Here is a 19,924-nt window from a genome sequence, read left to right as displayed (position 1 = left end):
GCCGTAATGTGGTAAAGGCTAGAAATGAGCTAATAACCTGAAGAAACGATAACGTTTGCTTAATAATGAACCGCATTCGTTAGCAAACTCGATTATCTTACCCTTACAGACAGTAATAGATTGAATAGTTGGGTAAATAAGTAAATAATATCGCCCCGTTTACACGGGGCTTTTTTCTATCGGAGGCACAATGCTTTACCGTCTAGCCAGAACTGGCTTTTTCCAACTTGATGCCGAAAAGGCACATGATCTAGCAATTCAAAATTTCAAACGCTTCACAGGCACGCCTATTGATCTTTTGTATCGCCAACAATTACCTCACCGACCTGTAGAGTGCATGGGTCTTACTTTTAAAAACCCAGTTGGCCTTGCTGCCGGCCTAGATAAAAACGGCGAATGTATTGATGCGTTTGGCGCAATGGGTTTTGGTTTCGTAGAAGTAGGGACTGTTACTCCGCGTCCGCAAGCGGGTAACGACAAACCTCGTTTGTTCCGTCTTGTTGAAGCTGAAGGTATCATCAACCGCATGGGTTTTAATAACCTAGGCGTTGATAACCTTGTTGAGAATGTTAAGAAGTCGAACTACGACGGCATCTTAGGCATCAACATCGGTAAGAACAAAGACACACCAATTGAAAAGGGCGCTGAAGATTACTTGATCTGTATGGAGAAGGTATATCAATACGCTGGTTACATTGCTGTGAACATCTCTTCACCAAACACTCCAGGACTTCGTTCTCTTCAATACGGCGAAGCACTAGACGATCTATTGTCTGAACTGAAAACGAAACAATCTGAACTAGAAGAGAAGCATGGTAAATATGTACCTCTTGCTCTTAAGATTGCTCCGGATCTAAGCGACGACGAAATTAGCCAAATTTGTGAGTCATTGATCAAAAATAAGATCGATGGTGTGATCGCAACAAACACAACATTGGATCGTTCAATCGTTGAAGGCATGAAACATTGCGATGAAGCGGGTGGTCTAAGTGGACGTCCTGTTCAATCTCGCAGTACTGAAGTAGTTCGTAAACTTCACGAAGAGCTGGGTGACAAACTGCCGATCATTGGAGTAGGTGGTGTTGATTCGTATGTTGCTGCAAAAGAGAAAATGATGGCAGGCGCTAAGCTTGTACAAGTTTACTCTGGTTTCATTTACAAAGGTCCAGGTCTTGTAGGCGACATCGTTAAAAATCTTTAAACGGCAAGACGCTTTTATTTCTGAAAAGCGACAATCTGGCATCGTCTTAATAAAAGAGACACTGTAACTCACTGAGTTGTAGAGAAAAGCGACAAGAAAGAGGAATTCATTTCCTCTTTTTTTTTGCCTATTGCTCAGTAAAATTACTGTAATTGAAGGTAATTTTGCGTTTTACCTAATGGAATGGTTCAACAGTGTGAGACGAAATGATGCTTAAACCTAGCGATACATGGAGTTGGTATTACGATGAGCAGCAATGTTCATTAATGCTAAACCTCGGAGAGGATATGATTTTCAAAACGAATCTGGTCCGTAATAAGCTGGTGGACTGCGCGTTTAGAGATAATGAATTCACCGTTGATGACGCATCTTCATACCAAACCTTCAAAGAACAAATTTCTGGCTTAGAACTGTCTGAGCCTCGCCAAGCTGAACTTGCACTCTATTGTGTGGCAGCAAAGCGCTTCCATAAGCCTGTACAGCCTAAGAGTTGGTTCTTCGACTCACAAGGCACTGGCCATGAATATCCTCAAGAAGGGGATATTGTACAAATGAATAACGAGCATAGCTTAGGGTATTTCATTGTATTAGAAGTGGGAGAGTGTGCGAGCCTATGTGCATTTGTCGACCTAGAAGAGTTCCTATTAACGCCTTCAAAAGGGCTGCGATTTGGAGACTCAATCAAGGTGATGCACGATAGAATGGTAGACGCGAACGCTATCCTTCATCAAGCACACATAGCGATGGTGGGTTAACCTCCAATTTAGTACATCATTTCTACCACGCATCGCAGCACACAAGTGATAAACCTTCCTCAGAATCGGCTTAATAGCCGATTTTTTTGTGCCTAAAAAACCTCATCCTGATAAATACATCACTGCTTAACCATTTAAATAGTGAACTTACGACTATTTTTTCACCTTAATTTCTGCCTGTTTTCATCACCAGAAGAGTAAATTCCCCGTCTTTATTCCCTGTTTCTGGTCTTTTGTAGCTAAATTTCACCCATAAATTACCATTGGTATATACCAGTTTTGAGGTGAATATAAATTCACACTGCTACTTTGGTTAAGAAATGGTCCGAAATGGAGTTGGTTTGATAGGTCTTGTGTTCTAAGGGGATGTGGGTAAGCGATCGCTTCAAGACTGTACATTTGCTAGCCAGTTAGTCGAAAGATTCAATGAAAAGACGTGTTTAGTGTGATGCTCTAGTTACAAATTCAGGTATAATCGAGCTCATTTTTATCAATAAAAGAACACTATGAATCAATATCTAGCGGTTACCTCAAACGGCCTTGAGAATTTATTAGTTGAAGAACTAACCCAACTAGGGATTTCAAACGCAAAACCTGTTCAAGCAGGTGTTAAATTCAAAGCGACCAATGAGCAAATTTATCGTTGTTGTTTGTGGAGCCGTTTGGCTTCTCGATTTGTACGTGTCCTTTCTGAATTCACTTGTATGGATGACATGGATTTGTACCTATCAACCACTGCGGTTAACTGGGTAAATCAATTCCATAGCTCTAAGCGTTTTGTTGTTGACTTCAATGGTACGAACAACGAAATCCGTAATAGCCAATACGGTGCGATGAAAGTAAAAGATGCCGTTGTTGATTGCTTCGAGAAGAAGTCTTTGCCTCGTCCTTCTATCAGCAAAGAGAACCCAGATGTTCGTATTCACGTTCGTCTACACCGTGATAAAGCGATTCTTGGTGTTGATATGGTGGGTAGCGGTCTTCACCAACGTGGTTACCGTCCAGAATCAGGTCGTGCTCCGCTGCGTGAAACGCTAGCTGCTGCAATCCTTCTTCGTAGTGGTTGGGATGCAACGAAACCTTTCTTAGACCCTATGTGTGGTTCAGGTACGTTAGTGATTGAAGCTGCAATGATGGCTGCAAACCTAGCACCAGGTGTTAAACGTCAGAAATGGTGCTTTGAATCACTAGAAGATTTCGAACCTGAGCTTTGGGCTGAAGTTAAAGCAGAAGCTAACGTTCAAGGCCGTCGTGGAGTTAAGAAAGTAGAATGTAAGTTCTATGGCTACGATAATGATGAACGCATGATCAAAACAGCGCGTGATAACGCTCGCCGTGCTGGTGTTGAAGAGTTAATTGAATTCGAAGTAGGTGATGCTGCAAAACTTAAGCGTCCTACAGAGTTTACTGATGGTGTGATTGTTTCTAACCCACCTTACGGTGAGCGTCTAGGTACAGAGCCGGGTCTAATTGCACTTTACACGGCATTCGGTGCACAACTTAAAGCTGAGTTCGGTGGCTGCAACGCGTCTATCTTCTCTAGTTCAGACGAACTACTTAGCTGCTTACGCATGCGTGCAGACAAACAGTTCAAATTGAATAACGGTGCGTTACCGTGTCACCAAAAGAACTACTCAATTTCAGATCGTCCGATGTCAGAGCGCCCAACAGGCGAACAAGAACAATTGATTGCACCTGATTTCGCGAACCGTCTTAAAAAGAACATCGGTAAAATTGGCAAGTGGGCTAAGAAAGAGCAATTAGATTGTTACCGTATCTATGATGCTGACTTACCTGAATACAATGTAGCGATTGATGTATACCCAGGTCACCTTGTGATTCAGGAATATGCAGCGCCTAAAGATGTACCGGAAGAGAAGGCAAAACGTCGCTTAACCGATATCATCCGTGCTTCTATCCAAGTAACAGGCGTTGAAGCAAACAACGTGGTTCTTAAGGTCCGTCAGAAGCAGAAAGGCCGTTCTCAATACCAGAAGATGGCTCAAGACTCATCTAACCTAGAAGTGAACGAATACGGCGTTAAGCTGATTGTTAATCTTCATGATTACTTAGATACAGGCTTGTTCCTAGATCATAAGATCACTCGTCGTCGCATCGGTGAGATGGCCGCAGGTAAAGATTTCCTAAACCTGTTCGCTTACACAGGCAGTGCATCTGTTCATGCTGCTGTCGGTGGTGCGCGCTCTACAACAACGGTTGATATGTCTAACACCTACCTTGAGTGGGCAAAACAGAACATGGAGCTTAATGGCCGTGTTGGTCGTCAACATCAGTTTGTGCAAGCTGACTGCTTACAGTGGTTGGTTAAAGAGCAGGGTTCTTACGACCTGATCTTTATTGATCCACCTACGTTCTCAAACTCAAAGCGTATGGATCAATCTTTCGATGTTCAACGTGATCATATTCAGTTGATGGAAAACCTTAAGCGTCTTCTTCGTGAAGAAGGCACGATTGTGTTCTCTAACAACAAGCGTCACTTCAAAATGGACTTGGAAGCTCTGGATGAATTAGGTCTTAAGGCTCAGAACATCTCTGCTAAGACGCTTCCATTGGACTTCTCTCGCAATAAGCACATTCATAACTGCTGGTTGATTACTCACAAGTAGTTAAGAGATTGTATAAGGATATATAGTGCTGACTCTCTACAGTACAGAAGGGTGCCATCTATGTGAGATGGCATTCCAACTCACGGAACAGTTAAATATTAGCCATCACGTCAACGTTGTCGACATTGCATTTGATGATGAGCTCTTTTCCCGTTACGGGGTCACTATTCCTGTGCTCAAATTTGAAAGCTCTGATCTTTCTCAAAGCTCAGAACTTAACTGGCCATTTGGCTTGTTAGAACTTAATGATTGGTTAAAGAAGAATGGCATTACTTACAATTCATAATGGGCAATTAGCGTTTGGCGATCACCCGTTATTAGATCGTGCGGACTTTGCGCTGCAAGAAAACGAACGTGTGTGTTTAGTAGGGCGCAATGGCGCTGGTAAGTCTACGTTGATGAAAATCCTGTCTGGGAACATCATCATGGACGATGGCAAGATGCAAATCACGCAAGATGTGGTTGTGTCTCGCTTGGAACAAGATCCACCGCGTAATGAACAAGGTACAGTCTATGACTACGTTGCTGGTGGCCTTGCTGAAATCGGCGAACAGCTGAAGATCTACCATGATCTTCTGGATCTCATCGCGACAGACCCAAGTGAAAAGAATCTAAACCGTCTTACTCGCGTTCAAGAGCAATTGGATCATGCGAATGCATGGCGCTTTGAAGATCGCGTAAGTAACGTATTAGCGGCACTTAAGCTGACTGCTGAAACAAAGCTGACGGATCTATCTGGTGGTTGGCAACGTAAAGCGGCGCTTGCTCGTGCACTTGTATGTGACCCAGACGTTTTACTTCTAGACGAACCGACTAACCACTTGGATGTTGCGACTATTGAATGGTTAGAAGGCTTCCTGAAAGACTTCCGTGGTTCAATTATCTTTATCTCGCATGACCGTGCTTTCATCAAATCGATGGCAACACGCATTGTTGATCTTGATCGCGGCAAACTAAGCTCGTTTCCAGGTGATTACGAAAACTACCTAGTTGAAAAAGAAGAAGCGCTACGTGTTGAAGAGATGCAGAACGCGGAATTCGATAAGAAGCTCGCTCAGGAAGAAGTATGGATTCGTCAGGGTATTAAAGCTCGTCGAACTCGTAACGAAGGCCGTGTACGTGCGCTTAAGAAGCTACGTGAAGAACGTTTGAATCGTCGTGAAGTGCAAGGAAAAGCGATCATCCAAATCGACGATGGCCAGCGTTCAGGCAAGATTGTATTTGAAGCTGAGAACATTAACTTTGGCTTCGAAGGCAAAGAGATTGTTAAAGACTTCAGCTTCAACATTATGCGTGGCGATCGTATCGCTCTGATTGGACCTAACGGTTGTGGTAAGAGTACGGTACTTAAACTGCTTCTTGATCAGCTTAAGCCAGATTCAGGTTGTCTGCATTGCGGTACTAAGCTTGAAGTCGCTTACTTCGACCAATACCGCGAAATCCTAGACCCTGAGAAGTCTGTAATTGATAACCTAGCGGATGGTAAGCAAGAAGTCACTGTAGGCGGCCGTGAGCGTCATGCACTAAGCTACTTACAAGATTTCTTATTCTCTCCAAAACGTGCTCGTACTCCTGTTAAAGCACTATCTGGTGGTGAGAAAAACCGCCTGTTATTAGCTCGTATCTTCCTTAAGTCGAACAACTTATTGATTCTCGATGAGCCAACCAACGATCTAGATATCGAAACTTTGGAACTTTTAGAAGATTTGCTTGCCAACTATCAGGGTACGCTTCTTTTAGTGAGCCACGATCGTCAGTTTGTTGATAACACAGTTATGACAAGTTGGATCTTCGAAGGTAACGGTGTGATTGAAGAATTTGTTGGCGGCTATCACGATGCTCAGCAGCAAAGAAAGCAAGCATTAGAGTACCGACAGGTTGAAAAGCCATCAAAGCCTGAGAAAGTAGTTGAGGAAACTCCCAAAACTGCGCCAGTTAAGGCTAAACCTAAGAAGTTATCGTATAAGCTACAACGAGAACTAGAAGCGCTACCAATGCGTTTGGAAGAATTGGAAACTCAAATTGAAACTCTTCAGGAAGAAGTCAACGATCCAAGCTTCTTTTCAAAATCTGTAGAGCAGACACAACCAGTATTAGATAAGCTATCTGCAGCAGAGCAGGAGCTTGAAGTTGCTTTTGAGCGCTGGGAAGAGCTCGAGGCACTACAACAGGAAAGTTAAGAAGTAATAATGACTTGTACTAAATTTAAATTAACAACAGTTGCAGCATTAGTTTTTGCTGCAACTAACGCCAACGCTGCGCTTTACAAAGTAGTTGAAGTAACGCCTTCGATTACTGGTGCATCTGAAATCTTTGGTGTAGCGATTCAGCCAGCAACAGTTACAGACACTGAAAGTTGTTTTACGACTGGTACCGTTGGCGGAGTTGCATGTGATAGCTTTAAATTGGCTGGTGAAACTCGCAATACGGTCGAGGCTGTAAGTTATCGTGAAGAAGTACCATTCGCGATGGACGCTCCGTTCCAATACATCCAAGAGTTCGATGATTTCGAAAACTATTGTTATAGAGAGCTAAGATACTCTACATGTGAGAGTTGGGCGCAAAACCGTTGGAATGATACTTGGAGTAAGGAAAGGTTCGACCTAACTTACGTCAATGCAAAAGCATTTGTTGAAGGCGGCGCGACATTTGACACTCGTAATACGGTCATTAACTCTCTAGATAATAATGCTCAACCACTAGGTGTTAAATCTGAAGGTGGTATCCGTAATAATGCGATGTTTACGACGACGGCTGGGCCTACTGGCACCTCTGAAACTCGTGCATGGAAAGCGATTACGGCAAGCAACAGTACTGTTTATAATGTAGGTAGTGTATCTACGGCAGGTCCAAAAACAGATACTTCGGATACAACATTTAGCTCAAAAGCTGCTATCTGGGATGGTACTACAACAAAAGAGATTGATTGGATCAGAAGTGGAAATGCTCAACAAGATGAATACTTTGCTCAAGGCAGTATGCGTTCAATTGTTGAATCAAACTCTGTTTTCTATGGTGTTGGCTATAATACAGCAGATGGTAATGGCGACCTACAAGACATGAATGCCAGTGTTTTTGTGAGCGATTCACTTGACCTTACCAGCGCAACATGGACAACTAAACAGATTAGCGGTGCAGAGGTTAAGTCTGGTTCATCGAATGACGATGCTAGATACAGTAACTCCGTTGCGACTGATATTAACCAGAACTTGTTTGCTGTTGGCTATGCTAAGCGTAATGGCTATGTTCCTGAGAGCGGTAGTGCAGGTAACAAGATTTTTGTTGTCACTGATGCTAAAAACCCGACTGCAACGTACTTGTCTGGTGGTATCTTCTTTGGTGGTGCTAGCGGTGAAGCTAAAGCGGTGAACAACTTTAACGAGTTTGTTGGTCAAATTGACGCCGAAACAACCCGAGAAGTAGATGGCAGTGAGCGTCGTCATCGTGGTTTTATTTATCCGTATCAAGCGACTGGTACTGACGCAACAAGAATTGCGCTGTTTGAGAGCAAAGCTTGGTGGTTAGATGATCTAACGAATGATGGCAACGCTTCTGGAGAAAACAATAAGTTCCGAATTATCGATGCAACAGATATTAATGACGCGGGTGTTATTTCGGCAACAGCTATAAAATGTATGATCGATACAAATGGAGACGGTAGAGGTAACGATGAACGAGCCTACGATACTACCTCTCACAACTCATACTGTGCTGGTGCATCATCTAATGCAGTCGAAGAGGTTGTTGCTGTTAAGCTGATTCCGATTGCTGGTGCTACGAAAGCCGACATCCAAACTCGTAGCGCTGACTCAGAAAAAGTTGATCGTCAAGGCGGTAGCCTAGGTTGGCTGGGTTTGACTGTACTTGGTCTGTTAGGGTTCCGCAGAAAATTTAAATAATTTTATCTCTTGAGCCCGAGTTCACAATTCTGAACTCGGGCTTTTTTTCGCCTTGAGAAAAGTGAAAATCTGATCGATTCTTAAAGTTGGAGTCACAAAAACTCCGCAAAGTTGTAATCATTGTATGTTAGTAAATGGAACACCCGTATGAGGACTGCACTATGAAGAGACAAAAGCGTGATCGACTAGAACGAGCACAATCTCAAGGCTACAAAGCTGGTTTAAATGGTAGGTCGCAAGAAGCTTGCCCATATAGTCAAATGGATTCTCGGTCTTATTGGTTAGGTGGTTGGCGTGATGCCAAAGATGATAAGCAATCAGGTCTCTATAAATAGATAGGCCGCAAAGAATTAAAGGTCAGGGCTCCATTGTTTGTTGATACAACAACTGGAGCCTTGTTAGTTTCAGAACAATACAAAGATTCCCAGAGCTATTTAGCATTCTAGTTTCGCTATCATAAGCGTATCGCTGGTGGATTTATTCTGTTTCAAATTAAATACGTGATACTTTAATGCACTATAACTAAATTTATTGGAGTGAAAATAAAGCAGCCATGGGCTGCTTTATTAAAAATCTAACTAACAGATTAGAATGCTGACGTATCTTGGAAAAGGCCAACTTTCAAATCTTTAGCAACGTAGATCTCTTTGCCATCAACAAGTACGCGACCATCCGCAAGGCCCATAACTAGGCGGCGGTTAACAACACGCTTCATGTGGATCTCGTAAGTTACTTTTTTCGCTGTAGGCAGAATTTGACCAGTGAATTTCACTTCGCCAACCCCTAGAGCACGACCTTTACCTTCGCCGCCAACCCAACCAAGGTAGAAGCCAACAAGCTGCCACATAGCATCAAGGCCTAGACAACCCGGCATTACAGGGTCACCTGGGAAGTGACAATCGAAGAACCATAGGTCAGGAGTAATGTCCAGCTCAGCAAGAACTAAACCTTTACCGTAATCACCTTCAGTTTCAGACATTTTAGTGATGCGATCCATCATTAGCATGTTCGGTGCTGGTAGTTGAGGACCTTGTGGCCATAGTTCGCCTTGGCTTGATGCTAGAAGCTCTTCGCGAGTGTAAGAATCACGTTTGTTTTGCATTATCAATTACTCCGATTTTTGATAGGTGCATATTAGTGAACAGGTGTACGCTAAACAAGTCCGATCAGTACTAGACAAACCAGTTTTTAATGCGTCCAACGATTCCAATAGGGTGCTCATGTCTTTCAAAGTTTTCAATACGTTCCGCGATTTTGCTCAGAACGCTTTCTTGTTCATCGTCTCTAAATGGTTTGTTCATAATGAGAGGAATTGCTTCATCTACATTAGACACAGACCAAATATGGAATTCTTCATTCTTAATGCTTTCAATAAGGTCTGGCTTCAGTGCGAGGTGCCTTAAATTCGATCTTGGAAGGATCACACCTTGTTCGCCAGTTAAGCCATTGTGCTTACACACATGGTAAAAGCCTTCGATTTTCTCGTTTAGCCCACCAACCGCTTGTACACGACCAAATTGGTCCACTGCACCAGTAACCGCAATTTGTTGATTGATAGGGTATTCAGACAAAGCACTCACCAAAGAGCAAAGCTCTGCAAGAGAAGCACTATCGCCATCTACTTCGCAATACGATTGCTCAAATACCACAGAAGCGGCATAAGGTAGCGGATCTTCAAGGTTGAGTGCGCTGCTCACAAATGCTTGCATGATCATCATACCTTTTGCATGAAGATTACCACCAAGTTCGGCTTTGCGCTCAACATCGGCAATATCACCATCACCAAAGTGAATAACACAGGAAATTCGTGCAGGTTCACCATACGATATCGGGTGTCCAGGAACATCGATGACTGTTAGGCCATTAACCTGACCAACTTGTTCACCTTCAGTTTCAATAATGACTTGGCCATCTCGAATATCATCAAGAGCGCGTTCTGGTAGGTACGACTCTCGGTTGTATTTGTGTTGTTGAGCTTGTTGGATATGGTGAATATCAATCTCACCATTGTTAGCTTCAATCAAAGCTTCGTTCAATAACGCATTGTGCCAAATAGGGCATAATGGAGTATAGCTTTGATCTTCAGTCTCTCTTGCTCCGGCAGTAAGAATGCCCGTCAACGCTTGTTGCGTGATGGTTGGCAGTTCATAGCGTAGTTGAAGCCACTTAAGGTAACCAAGATATTGAGTCAAATTCTCTTCAGAGATCTTGATATCTTGCTCAATTTCGCTAAATAGGCAAAAACCGGTTTGAATATCGCTGTCTAGATAATCAAGGTCACCTAATTGAGCTCTATCACCAACCACAATCAACTTAATGTTGTAGGTAAGAGGCAAAGTTGGAGATTGGTTCAAGTGCTCAGGATTACTACTGATAGGCTCTACGGCTTCACCAAGCAGCGCAGATTTAAGCAGTAACCAGCTTCCTGGGTTTGCTAAGATCAAGTTTGCTGAAACGATCAGATAACCGTTGTTTGCTCTAGCCAGGAGGCCAGGTTTTGTCGCAACAACCTTACCGTCTTTCGATTGAACTTGGTCAAAAAGAGAGGCAGCATTTAAAGATTCAGTTTTTATAACCGGTAGAGTGTGATCATCTAAAGCAGTGACCAGAGATTCAACAATCATTTGACGATAGATCGAATTGTCCGGAGCGTTTACAAGTAAAACACGCGAAAGGTTAGACAAACGGACAAAGCGGGTTAGCGCATCTTTGAATCTATGTTGAATATCTGAAAACGGGAAAGGCGAGATGTCAGGGAATTGCTCTAATTGAGCGCTATATTCGTCGTACTGAGGCGTAACATGTCGCCAATCTACTTGAGTCATTTAAGTTTCTGATTATGATAATGAGGTAGGGAGTATATAGAAAAACCGATCTCGCTTGTAGCTCTATGTGGTAGTTACTAATCACTAAGCTAATATAAGTATGATCTTGGTCTATTCTTTCAAGACAATAATTGTTAAATAGCCTATTTTGGGTTACGCTGTCACTAGGATTAACTCTCGAGACTAGACATGAAATATCAGCAACTTGAAAACTTGGAATGTGGTTGGAAATGGAACTATCTGGTCAAAAAATGGAAAGAAGGTGAATCGATCACTTGCCATATTGATTCAAGTGAAGCTGATGTTGCTGTTCAAGCCTTATTGAAGCTGGAACACCAGCCTACGGGTGTTCTTGAGTGGATCTCTAACAACATGTCTCCTGAGCTCGATAACAAGCTTAAACAAGCGATCAGAGCTAAGCGAAAGCGCCACTTCAATGCTGAACAAGTTCACACCAAAAAGAAATCAATCGACCTTGATTATCGTGTATGGGAAAAACTATCTCAACGAGCGAACGAGCTAGGTTGTACGCTTTCCGACGCCATCGAGTATTTGGTTAGCGAAGCGTCTCGTAGTGAACAGGCCAGCAAGACGGTGACTAGCCTTAAAGAAGACTTAAGCAAACTCCTTTCTGACGATAAATAACCATCAACAGTAGTGGTGACATTATGATGTACGTAATCTTAATCGGTGCGGTATTAGTTTTTTGGTTAGTAGCAGTCGATCGACCGGTGTTGAAAATTAAATTTAGTGACGGGGCGATCGAACAAGTTAAAGGGCATCTTCCACCGAGCTTTAAGCATAACCTTCAAGAGATTGGTCATAACAATACCTTTAAAGGTGAGCTAAAAGTGTATGCAAAACGTTCTGGCTACAATCTCAAGTTCACTAAAGATGTACCTAAAAACGTACAGCAGCGTATTCGTAACGTGTTCCCGCATAATGGTTTTAAGTCTAAAGGCTCAAAGAAAGCGTAATCGTTGAGAGTTACGCGCTAGCTAGTCAATCTTCATACTAAGTTAATCCTTCATTTCTCTTAAATCTCCGCATACTGTTCTCACCCTCAACAAAGAGAGAGCAGTATGAGATATCTAGTCTTACTATTATGTTTTTTATCCCCAGTCGCTTTTCCCGACGATGCATTGGTTAATCCTGTAGCTAAAAAGATAAAAGTCACCGTCATGAAAGGGCTCAACAAGAGTAATGTTGATTTCGAGGGTTATTGCGATCTGATGATTGAGATGAAGCACTCTAAAGGTTACGCAAGAATCAAAAAGGTGAGAACGTCTGGAGATAGTAAAGTTTGCAAGCAGGCGAAAAAATATCTACCGAAGAAGAAAAGGTTCAAATACAGCTTTCCAGAAAAGTATATCCGGCTACATATCACACACTAGCCACTCTCAACGCACTATAACTAAATACCCTTAATTTTATTGAAACAATTTCGTGAACCAATCTCTAATTTCTATTAATATTAGTTTTGTTATAAAGGCAGGATATGCCGATACAAGAGCATTTACGGCAAAGGAAAGTCACGGTTGTTGTTAGCAAATAAAAGTTATACCCCTGAAGTAGTTGATATCTCAAGGAAGGTCTCAATCAACGTTGAAGCTCGCTTTAATCGATGGTTAATCTCACCTGAATATAAGCTCGCACAATCTACAGTAGACACGTTACTAAGTTTGGAAAATAGGTATTGTGATAGCGTCATATTTGATGAATCTGACCGCATATCTCACAACCAACGTATTTTATTGCGCTGCGAGCAGGATAGAGTCAATGCTCATCGTGAGAAAGTCGACGCGAAGCAACAAACCTTACGATACGTTATCGATGATGTCAGCAATGCCGCTTCTGCGCTAATGCTTGAGAAGCTTCAAGGTACCTTAATAAGTTCGTTGTTTTCAGACTTACCCGATTACAATCAATTCGCTAGTGTTGCGTATTCGCCATCTTTAAACTTTTCCAAACTCCATGAAATATCCGCGAAAAGTAGGCCATTGAGCTCAAGTTTAATCGAGTTTGTTTCCAATCAAGAGTTTGCAGATAAATATGGAAAGAAATCTAAGGTGATTCTCGATCCAAAAATTGCAGCACGACAGATAGGTATTGAAAATTGTCGTTTATTGTTCCCATTGTTAATGAGTCAACAGCTGATCAAGTGGAATGATGGCAACATTAAACACATCACACCTAAGGTTTGGCAGCACTTGGTCGTGACGTCAAATGCGACTCGAATTCGACTTCAAGAAACGTCGGTTAAAGACCCAAACGTAGGAATTTTACTTGGCGTGTTGCGAGTTCTGCCTTTGTTTCTAATTTGTAACCACTTTTCTTCCACGTTTGAAGACGCATTGGTAAAAACGATGCTTGGTTATCGTGAAGCAAGTGACAAACATGACGAATATTATGCTTGTACTGAGGTGATGCCAAATACACAGTTTCTCGAAGCGATGGTCGAGCAGTTAGAGCTTAAACTACTAAAAAACCTCGTTGAATTTATAGATTGGAGCCCTGGAAACCAGTTCATAAAGAGGGCACTTCTAGAGGAAGTGAATGACATTCCTGTACTTGAGCGAACGGTTTATGGGGCAGCTTTGGCTCAAGGTAGGAAGTATTCTGTTTTCGAAGCGTTAGAGAATAGTGAGTTATTTAACGTTAAGCACCGACCTTATTGGTTTTCAACTGTTCAAATGTCTATAGCGACGATTGAGCAGATGCAAGATAAAGTGCCTGGAAAACTGACGACGAACATGTAAAAAGGGAGCCACATTAAATGTGGCTCCCTTTTTCGTTGCACTGTAACTTAATGAAAGTGTCTGACTTATTGATATAAATTTTGCTGTATACCGTTTAACAGACCACTTCGAATGTAAACGACTCCTGCTTGGCAATTGCATGCTTAACGGGTATACCAAGGCGCTGGCAAGTCATCAGAACTTTCAGCTTCCTGTCGGCAGGAGCGTGCTCTGACAGAATCACCGAGCTTAGGCATTCTCTATTAAGGTAGAGCTTATTACCGATCATTTCCTCATCAGATAGCACCCAACGGTATTCCTTTTCGTAGCACCAATTAGAGTGCTTAACCTTGAACATTTCAGATCCCAATTCAGATCCTTGCAATTCCCCCAACGATGCTGAGTGGAACATGCTTGGCTCATCTTCGTATTGGACTTCGAAACAGTTGAGATTGGCCTCACCGTTATAGCAGTTGAGGTCATACTCGATGCACATACCTTTAAAGTTGTCGCCATACTGAGACCATAGTATAGGGTGGTCGCTGGATTGAGAAAAACACATAACCTTGAAATTGTTTTGAAGTTCATTCTTGAATATGTGGTTAGATTCAAAAGGGTTATTGAAAGTTTTAGCATAATCGAACCACAGCGAACACTCGGCAATCGACTGTATGTTTCTATCATGGAGGGATCTGAACTTATAAAGTTTAGGCAACATATCAAACACCTAGTTTACAAAATTGCCTGATGTTAACACTTTAATTCATAGCTGATACCTGAATGCATAGCATTTGATTGCCTAATCACCAAATATATTCATATAACTGTTTGATAGATCAAAATTTAAACATGAAATAGTAGCCTGTTTAAGTGGTTTATCTGGCAGCTGAGCGACAGTAATCTAACATTCGCTTGTTGAAAATAAGATACAACGTAACTTTTATGTTTGGCTTAACTGCTTGAGTTTCAGCATTTGAAAGTTGTGAGGTGAATGTTGTCCATTACGGAGTTATGAATAAGGTTTAAGTTGATTAGTTTTGTATAAAAAGGCGAAGCTCAGATCTTTCCTTGCCATTAGATAGCTATTAACAGAAACATCAATCCCTCAAATTCAACGAGTTATAAATCAACCACCACATGAACATCGAGCGTGTTTTTTTAAGAAGTTTAATGCCAAAGGGCTTGGCCGTCGAAGTATGAAGGATCACGAGGCAACTTACGCAAAGTGATTTCATCTCTTAAGTATAAATTGGCGAAGTTCTTTCGTTTTGTTCCTGATGCCGGCAGTTCTCCCAACACGTTGACAATCCTACTCACTTCTTGTGAATCAAAACTATAGCCTTGCTCAAGAAGCACCTCTAATACAGGGTATAGCTTTTTATATACTCGACTAGCATCCGCTTTTGAGTCTAAACGTGCTTTGATCTTTATTAGTATGGAATCTAATAGTGGTGCCTTTAAAAACTGGCCAAGTACATTGATTTCATTAACTATCACGTTCGCTACATAGCTATTGACGACTAGCTTAATGGAAAAAATGACATAGTACTCTCTAGTAAGTGCATGGCTGCTGAATATTACCATAGGATAAACATTCTCTAAGATGGTTATGCAAACAAAACTTGCACCAATCAAGGTTCGATATTTGGAATTAATAACGTCTACGTTAGCGAACCTTAAGAACAGAGAGACAATAACAATATAACTGATAAGCGACGAAATGAAGGCTATGAGCTGTTCACCTATGGTCGCGTTCATTCCGTAAGCGTTAACGAAAGCCGACCCAATTGTTAATAGTGCAAATAAGATCATCGCTTGTTTTTGATAATTGTTTGTTTGCAAAGTTAGGGCTCCGTTTAATAAAGGCGCGGAGTATAGATGAAACTTGCAACTAATTTTATATCATTGATTTAAAATGGTTATTTTAACTATCTAATTAGTTATTTTGATTAGATTGATGAGTAAAAAAGCCGTGTATTTGGTGTTTCTCAGTCAAGCTCTGTGTGACTTATGTCAATCGGCTTTTATAGTGTTCTGAAAATGTCTCTTTATGACCTAAGTTCTCTACACCAACCAACATTAGCTCTATCAGGAGGGCTTGAGCCAACTAGACGGCCACAAACGCCCAAGTCGCCATCAATCCGGCCATGCGATTGATTTCGTGGCTTACGATGAAAACAGCAAGGTGACATGGGACTTTAAGTATTACGAAGCAATTAGCAAAGCCTTTAAACAAGCGGCTAGGGAGCTAGAAGTCTCTATCATTTGGGGCGGTGACTGGAAGAGCCTAAGAGACGGCCCACACGTTGAATTGAATCGTTTGGTGTACCCATGATTGGCGCATTATTGAATCTTGTGACCGGCGGTGTAGCGACGTATAAGCAGCTCAATCAAAACAAAGCTGAGGCGTTAAAGCGTAAAGACGAACTCGAAAATGAAAAGCATCAGGCGAGGGTGCGTCGACTGCAGAATGGTGAAGAGCAGGCCAGTAGCCTCGATGAAGTCAGCATTCGAGAGCGGGGACTCAAAGACGAGTTCATTCTCTTAGTGGTGTTTGTGCCGCTAATCCTATCATTCATCCCCAATTACGCCCCTTATGTTGAGCAAGGTTTTAACGCGCTGCAGCGTATCCCGAATCCGTATTGGTTTGTGGTGGGTGCTGTCGTCGTCGATACGCTCGGGATGCGTGCCATGGTGCGTTATCTCCAGTTTTACGTCTCGCGATGGAAGGGCAAATGATGGGGTTTCTCGACACATTGGTTATTGCGTTCATGACCGGCGGAGTCTCAAGCCTTGGCACGATTGCGGCTTTGAAAACGGACATCAACTGGATAAAGCGAGTACAGCAAGACCAAGAGCAACGGATACGAAAACTGGAGATACCCAATGAAAGGATACAAGTGCAAAGGCCGCCGACCAAACGGCCAACTTAAGAAAGGTTACACGCTCAAGAACGGGCGAGTGGTGAGGGCGAACACTACACGAAAACGCTACAAAAAACGCCGATAATTTACATTAATTGAAAGGACTATTTTCCTAGGAAAGTAGTCTTTTTCTGTATTTTTACCTCAACCTTTGAATTTTAGGCGCGCAGTTTCACAGCTAATGATTTAAATCACTGTTATAAAAGGAATTTATAGTTATAATCCATTTCTATAAATCAAACTAGACAAAAAATCCCTTCCCTAAATCCCGAATTTTCTGTCTAAGAACCGTTTAATGAATAAGGAACTGTAGTGGAAGTTGTAAATATTGCAGAATATGGTGAAGAAATAGTTCTTCATTTTGGTGGTGAGCGCAAGAAAATCAATGCTTACACTCTTGCTACTTCTTTAGTTTCATTGAGTGATGCAATCAAGGAAGCTAATGCGATTATCAATCCAGGCTACGAGGTTGAGATACTCGTAGAGGCTTTTGGTGAGGGGAGCTTTAGAGCTAAAGTCAAAACCGTTTACGGTGAGTTAAAAAATATTTTCACTGTTAACCGCGTTGAAGCAGTCGCTATAGGCATTGTTACATCATTTATCTACCAGCATACTTTAGCACCAGACTCAGACGTTAGAGTGACTGTTGATGACACTCAAGTTATTATCGTACAAGGTAATAAGACAATAATTGTCCCTAAAACAGTATATGACGCTCAAAAAGAAGTAGAAAAATCCGAAAAGTTCAGAAAAAGTATTTCTAAATCAATACAGGCTGTTGATAAAGACAAGCATATAGTTAGTTTTGGTTTTACTCGTAATATTGATGATCGTTCACCTGATATTGAAATTTCTCGTAGTCAATTCGCTTTGCTAACAACACCAATAGAAATTGAAGAACCTCAGAGAGAAATCAATGAAGTCGCTGAACTTCAGATCAAAAGGGCAATTCTTGAACGTTCTAAAAGGAAATGGGAATTTATCTGGAGGGGTATTAAGATATCAGCGCCAGTATCAGATCATCAGTTCTATGATGATTTCTTTGCTCACAAAATTACCGTAGCTCCTGGTGACTCATTAGATGCGATTTTAACTATTTCACAAGTTAGAGATGAAGATACAGGTATTTATACAAACTCAAAATATGAAGTGAAAACCGTACGCCGTCATATACCACGAGCCGCTCAAATTGAGATAGATGCATAAAAGTTAATTTATACATGAGAGCTTCGTAAACGCGTGCCATTTACGACTCACTCATATGTGGCTACACATATATACCCCTTTAGGCGGGGTGGAAGTATTTAGAGGGAATTACGTGGAAAAAAACCGAATTACTTTGTTAGAACCTTAATCATTGCTCTAAGTATCGTACTTATGGGGATTACCATTGCTAGTTTTATATTGGCAACCCCTAAGTATCAGATTTCGAATGGTATAATTACGATCGTTCTAATTATTGTAATACTTACTCTATCAGAGTCATTTAATAACCTGAGTCTTGGTAAGATCTTAAGTTTGTCACGAAAAGTAGATGATGAAAAAGAGAAAAAAACTCAACTCACAAATGAGAATAAAGAGTTAAAAAGTGAGCTTTTTAAAATAGTTTCTAATATTCAACAGTCTCAAGTTAATAATACCTTTAATGCTCCACCGGAAGCATGGTCAAAGTTACTTGGTGTTATTAAGGCAGATGAAGACGAAGAAGACATTGAAGAGGAAAACGATGTTGATGACTCACAAAGTAACCAGAATCTTGTTGATGATACGGACTCTGAAGCGACAGACCGTAGAATGCGCAAAGATATTCGTTTTCAAAAGAAAGTTGCTGAAGAACTAACACTAAAAAAATATGTTGAAAGCTTGCCTATATCGGATACTCGTTTTGTTAAGCGAGTTGAATTTACAAGTGCGTTTCATGCAGTTGACCCAATAATGGATAGAAGAACCGTTTTTGATGGTTATATCCAATCATCAGAAACAGAGGTGTTTGTTGAGGTAAGGCAAAAAAACATGCTCACGATTATGTATATGGATCGCCTATACATAATGCTTAACAAGGTAAACTTATATCGACAAGCCAAGAAAGTAGATGCAAAACTATTACTATTACTATTACTATTACTATTAGTAACCAGCACAGATTTCGATGAAAAAGAAGAACGACGAAACTTCGTTGAACGTTTACGAGAGAGCTTTAGACCGGCAATTGAAAGCAAATTATTTGAAATTAAGGTAATTGAAATTAGTGAACAAGAAGTTCAAGAGAAAAAAGAAAGTCCTCAGCAACAACTGTTCTAACAAAAGGATAATACATGGATTTATTGAACAATGATTGGTTTTCAACTGGAGCTGCGATAGCTGTTTTAGTGGGTCTGTTACCGTTCTTGAAATTCTTTCATGAGCTTGTTTCGTCTCACAAGCAGTTCAAGGTGAAGAACTTAGAATTGTTGTTCCATAGTTTTGATAAGGAAGTTAACCTTGCAACAAAGTTGGTCGTCGAACAACAGTTTCGGTTACTTTTTAAGTATGAAGCTAACTATGATGAAATCTGTGTTTTGTTATCAAGTCAAAAGCCAACTAGCACGGTCGAATTGTATAAAGATGGCTGTGAGTACTTGGTTTGTGATGAAGGGAAGTTTCGCTTCAAAGAGCAATACGTTGATGAAGCAAAGCGATTGCGAGAGTACTTTTATAGACCACTAAAAAACTTCACCTTGTATATGGTGTCAGCCTTACCCGCTGCTTTTTTATGTGTGACACTCATCTCATTAGTCACGACGACAGAACTCTTTGAATTAACGATTGGTCTTCCTAATTTGGCTTGGTATTTAATATTAGTCGCTTTCGCTGGACTGTTTATGAGAGTGGCTTACCATAGGATCACTCAAGTACGCGGAGGCTTTGTTTCCTAATTGGATCTCAGATAGAAACGGCCAGTATGGGTGATTATTA

20 protein-coding genes and 1 pseudogene are annotated in these 19,924 nt (G+C 41.3%); 17 read left to right on the top strand and 4 right to left on the bottom strand.

Annotated features, from left to right (window positions below):
• The first annotated feature begins 190 nt into the window (after positions 1 to 190).
• The 7 genes from pyrD (at position 191) to rmf (ending at position 8,817) form a co-directional block, all read left to right on the top strand.
• A complete protein-coding gene (gene pyrD / locus ACED45_RS06030) occupies positions 191 to 1,201 on the top strand; it encodes a quinone-dependent dihydroorotate dehydrogenase (protein ID WP_017059681.1) in 1,011 nt (336 codons plus the stop codon).
• A gap of 206 nt (positions 1,202 to 1,407) precedes the next feature.
• Positions 1,408 to 1,956, top strand: coding sequence for a cell division protein ZapC (locus ACED45_RS06025; RefSeq protein WP_285955041.1), 549 nt, complete (start codon positions 1,408 to 1,410; stop codon positions 1,954 to 1,956).
• Positions 1,957 to 2,462: 506 nt separating this feature from the next.
• Complete coding sequence (gene rlmKL, locus ACED45_RS06020; protein WP_371713508.1) at positions 2,463 to 4,583, top strand: bifunctional 23S rRNA (guanine(2069)-N(7))-methyltransferase RlmK/23S rRNA (guanine(2445)-N(2))-methyltransferase RlmL; 2,121 nt, start codon at positions 2,463 to 2,465, stop codon at positions 4,581 to 4,583.
• Between the two features lie 25 nt (positions 4,584 to 4,608).
• A complete protein-coding gene (locus ACED45_RS06015) occupies positions 4,609 to 4,869 on the top strand; it encodes a glutaredoxin family protein (RefSeq protein ID WP_019823251.1) in 261 nt (86 codons plus the stop codon).
• Complete coding sequence (locus ACED45_RS06010; RefSeq protein ID WP_371713507.1) at positions 4,847 to 6,763, top strand: ABC transporter ATP-binding protein; 1,917 nt, start codon at positions 4,847 to 4,849, stop codon at positions 6,761 to 6,763. Before ACED45_RS06015 ends, ACED45_RS06010 begins: the two co-directional genes overlap by 23 nt.
• 9 nt (positions 6,764 to 6,772) lie before the next feature.
• The gene (locus ACED45_RS06005) at positions 6,773 to 8,482 is read left to right on the top strand and encodes a DUF3466 family protein (RefSeq protein ID WP_371713506.1); all 1,710 of its coding nucleotides are present in this window, start codon (positions 6,773 to 6,775) and stop codon (positions 8,480 to 8,482) included.
• Between the two features lie 161 nt (positions 8,483 to 8,643).
• Positions 8,644 to 8,817, top strand: coding sequence for a ribosome modulation factor (gene rmf / locus ACED45_RS06000; RefSeq protein WP_017059676.1), 174 nt, complete (start codon positions 8,644 to 8,646; stop codon positions 8,815 to 8,817).
• Between the two features lie 251 nt (positions 8,818 to 9,068).
• Here rmf and fabA read toward each other — a convergent pair whose 3' ends face one another.
• Together fabA and ACED45_RS05990 are read right to left on the bottom strand one after the other, a co-directional pair.
• Positions 9,069 to 9,584, bottom strand: coding sequence for a bifunctional 3-hydroxydecanoyl-ACP dehydratase/trans-2-decenoyl-ACP isomerase (fabA, locus tag ACED45_RS05995; RefSeq protein ID WP_017059675.1), 516 nt, complete (start codon positions 9,582 to 9,584; stop codon positions 9,069 to 9,071).
• 70 nt (positions 9,585 to 9,654) lie between these two features.
• The gene (locus tag ACED45_RS05990) at positions 9,655 to 11,307 is read right to left on the bottom strand and encodes an AAA family ATPase (protein WP_048660791.1); all 1,653 of its coding nucleotides are present in this window, start codon (positions 11,305 to 11,307) and stop codon (positions 9,655 to 9,657) included.
• 189 nt (positions 11,308 to 11,496) lie between these two features.
• Between ACED45_RS05990 and matP the strand changes: the two genes are divergently transcribed.
• From matP to ACED45_RS05970, 4 genes are all read left to right on the top strand, one after another.
• Positions 11,497 to 11,952 carry a macrodomain Ter protein MatP gene (matP, locus tag ACED45_RS05985; RefSeq protein WP_010440786.1) on the top strand — a complete coding sequence of 152 codons (456 nt, stop codon included), beginning with the start codon at positions 11,497 to 11,499 and terminating at the stop codon, positions 11,950 to 11,952.
• A 23-nt stretch (positions 11,953 to 11,975) separates the two neighbouring features.
• The gene (locus tag ACED45_RS05980; RefSeq protein WP_017059672.1) at positions 11,976 to 12,284 is read left to right on the top strand and encodes a DUF3634 family protein; all 309 of its coding nucleotides are present in this window, start codon (positions 11,976 to 11,978) and stop codon (positions 12,282 to 12,284) included.
• 105 nt (positions 12,285 to 12,389) lie between these two features.
• Positions 12,390 to 12,701, top strand: coding sequence for a hypothetical protein (locus ACED45_RS05975; protein WP_253821012.1), 312 nt, complete (start codon positions 12,390 to 12,392; stop codon positions 12,699 to 12,701).
• A gap of 144 nt (positions 12,702 to 12,845) precedes the next feature.
• Positions 12,846 to 14,066, top strand: a complete 1,221-nt coding sequence (locus tag ACED45_RS05970) for a hypothetical protein (protein WP_371713505.1) — start codon at positions 12,846 to 12,848, stop codon at positions 14,064 to 14,066.
• A gap of 94 nt (positions 14,067 to 14,160) precedes the next feature.
• Here the strand turns inward: ACED45_RS05970 and ACED45_RS05965 are convergent, their stop codons facing one another.
• Complete coding sequence (locus ACED45_RS05965; RefSeq protein WP_048661961.1) at positions 14,161 to 14,763, bottom strand: DUF2971 domain-containing protein; 603 nt, start codon at positions 14,761 to 14,763, stop codon at positions 14,161 to 14,163.
• Positions 14,764 to 15,212: 449 nt separating this feature from the next.
• Positions 15,213 to 15,887 carry a hypothetical protein gene (locus ACED45_RS05960; protein WP_102333349.1) on the bottom strand — a complete coding sequence of 225 codons (675 nt, stop codon included), beginning with the start codon at positions 15,885 to 15,887 and terminating at the stop codon, positions 15,213 to 15,215.
• Positions 15,888 to 16,128: 241 nt separating this feature from the next.
• On the opposite strand from ACED45_RS05960, the pseudogene ACED45_RS05955 reads away from it, so the two are divergent.
• From ACED45_RS05955 to ACED45_RS05930, 6 genes and pseudogenes are all read left to right on the top strand, one after another.
• Positions 16,129 to 16,380, top strand: a pseudogene (locus ACED45_RS05955) (M15 family metallopeptidase); the annotation flags it as partial.
• Positions 16,377 to 16,784, top strand: a complete 408-nt coding sequence (locus ACED45_RS05950; RefSeq protein ID WP_371713504.1) for a hypothetical protein — start codon at positions 16,377 to 16,379, stop codon at positions 16,782 to 16,784. The pseudogene ACED45_RS05955 and the gene ACED45_RS05950, both read left to right, overlap by 4 nt.
• Complete coding sequence (locus tag ACED45_RS05945; RefSeq protein ID WP_371713503.1) at positions 16,781 to 16,978, top strand: hypothetical protein; 198 nt, start codon at positions 16,781 to 16,783, stop codon at positions 16,976 to 16,978. Before ACED45_RS05950 ends, ACED45_RS05945 begins: the two co-directional genes overlap by 4 nt.
• 303 nt (positions 16,979 to 17,281) lie before the next feature.
• A complete protein-coding gene (locus ACED45_RS05940) occupies positions 17,282 to 18,175 on the top strand; it encodes a hypothetical protein (protein WP_371713502.1) in 894 nt (297 codons plus the stop codon).
• Positions 18,176 to 18,346: 171 nt separating this feature from the next.
• Entirely contained in the window at positions 18,347 to 19,270 is a 924-nt protein-coding gene (locus tag ACED45_RS05935; RefSeq protein WP_371713501.1) for a hypothetical protein, read from the top strand.
• 14 nt (positions 19,271 to 19,284) lie between these two features.
• Complete coding sequence (locus tag ACED45_RS05930) at positions 19,285 to 19,884, top strand: hypothetical protein (protein WP_371713500.1); 600 nt, start codon at positions 19,285 to 19,287, stop codon at positions 19,882 to 19,884.
• The last annotated feature ends 40 nt before the right edge of the window (positions 19,885 to 19,924 follow it).

The organism is Vibrio crassostreae (assembly GCF_041439375.1).
Lineage (GTDB): Bacteria > Pseudomonadota > Gammaproteobacteria > Enterobacterales > Vibrionaceae > Vibrio > Vibrio crassostreae_D.
This window is presented reverse-complemented; position numbering and strand designations above follow the sequence as displayed.

Bases quoted from the DNA above. Each gene is read 5' to 3' on its own strand.
- pyrD (WP_017059681.1), top strand. From the start codon at position 191: ATGCTTTACCGTCTAGCCAGAACTGGCTTTTTCCAACTTGATGCCGAA.
- ACED45_RS06025 (WP_285955041.1), top strand. From the start codon at position 1,408: ATGATGCTTAAACCTAGCGATACATGGAGTTGGTATTACGATGAGCAG.
- rlmKL (WP_371713508.1), top strand. From the start codon at position 2,463: ATGAATCAATATCTAGCGGTTACCTCAAACGGCCTTGAGAATTTATTA.
- ACED45_RS06010 (WP_371713507.1), top strand. From the start codon at position 4,847: ATGGCATTACTTACAATTCATAATGGGCAATTAGCGTTTGGCGATCAC.
- ACED45_RS06005 (WP_371713506.1), top strand. From the start codon at position 6,773: ATGACTTGTACTAAATTTAAATTAACAACAGTTGCAGCATTAGTTTTT.
- rmf (WP_017059676.1), top strand. From the start codon at position 8,644: ATGAAGAGACAAAAGCGTGATCGACTAGAACGAGCACAATCTCAAGGC.
- fabA (WP_017059675.1), bottom strand. From the start codon at position 9,584: ATGCAAAACAAACGTGATTCTTACACTCGCGAAGAGCTTCTAGCATCA.
- ACED45_RS05990 (WP_048660791.1), bottom strand. From the start codon at position 11,307: ATGACTCAAGTAGATTGGCGACATGTTACGCCTCAGTACGACGAATAT.
- matP (WP_010440786.1), top strand. From the start codon at position 11,497: ATGAAATATCAGCAACTTGAAAACTTGGAATGTGGTTGGAAATGGAAC.
- ACED45_RS05980 (WP_017059672.1), top strand. From the start codon at position 11,976: ATGATGTACGTAATCTTAATCGGTGCGGTATTAGTTTTTTGGTTAGTA.
- ACED45_RS05975 (WP_253821012.1), top strand. From the start codon at position 12,390: ATGAGATATCTAGTCTTACTATTATGTTTTTTATCCCCAGTCGCTTTT.
- ACED45_RS05965 (WP_048661961.1), bottom strand. From the start codon at position 14,763: ATGTTGCCTAAACTTTATAAGTTCAGATCCCTCCATGATAGAAACATA.
- ACED45_RS05950 (WP_371713504.1), top strand. From the start codon at position 16,377: ATGATTGGCGCATTATTGAATCTTGTGACCGGCGGTGTAGCGACGTAT.
- ACED45_RS05945 (WP_371713503.1), top strand. From the start codon at position 16,781: ATGATGGGGTTTCTCGACACATTGGTTATTGCGTTCATGACCGGCGGA.
- ACED45_RS05935 (WP_371713501.1), top strand. From the start codon at position 18,347: ATGGGGATTACCATTGCTAGTTTTATATTGGCAACCCCTAAGTATCAG.
- ACED45_RS05930 (WP_371713500.1), top strand. From the start codon at position 19,285: ATGGATTTATTGAACAATGATTGGTTTTCAACTGGAGCTGCGATAGCT.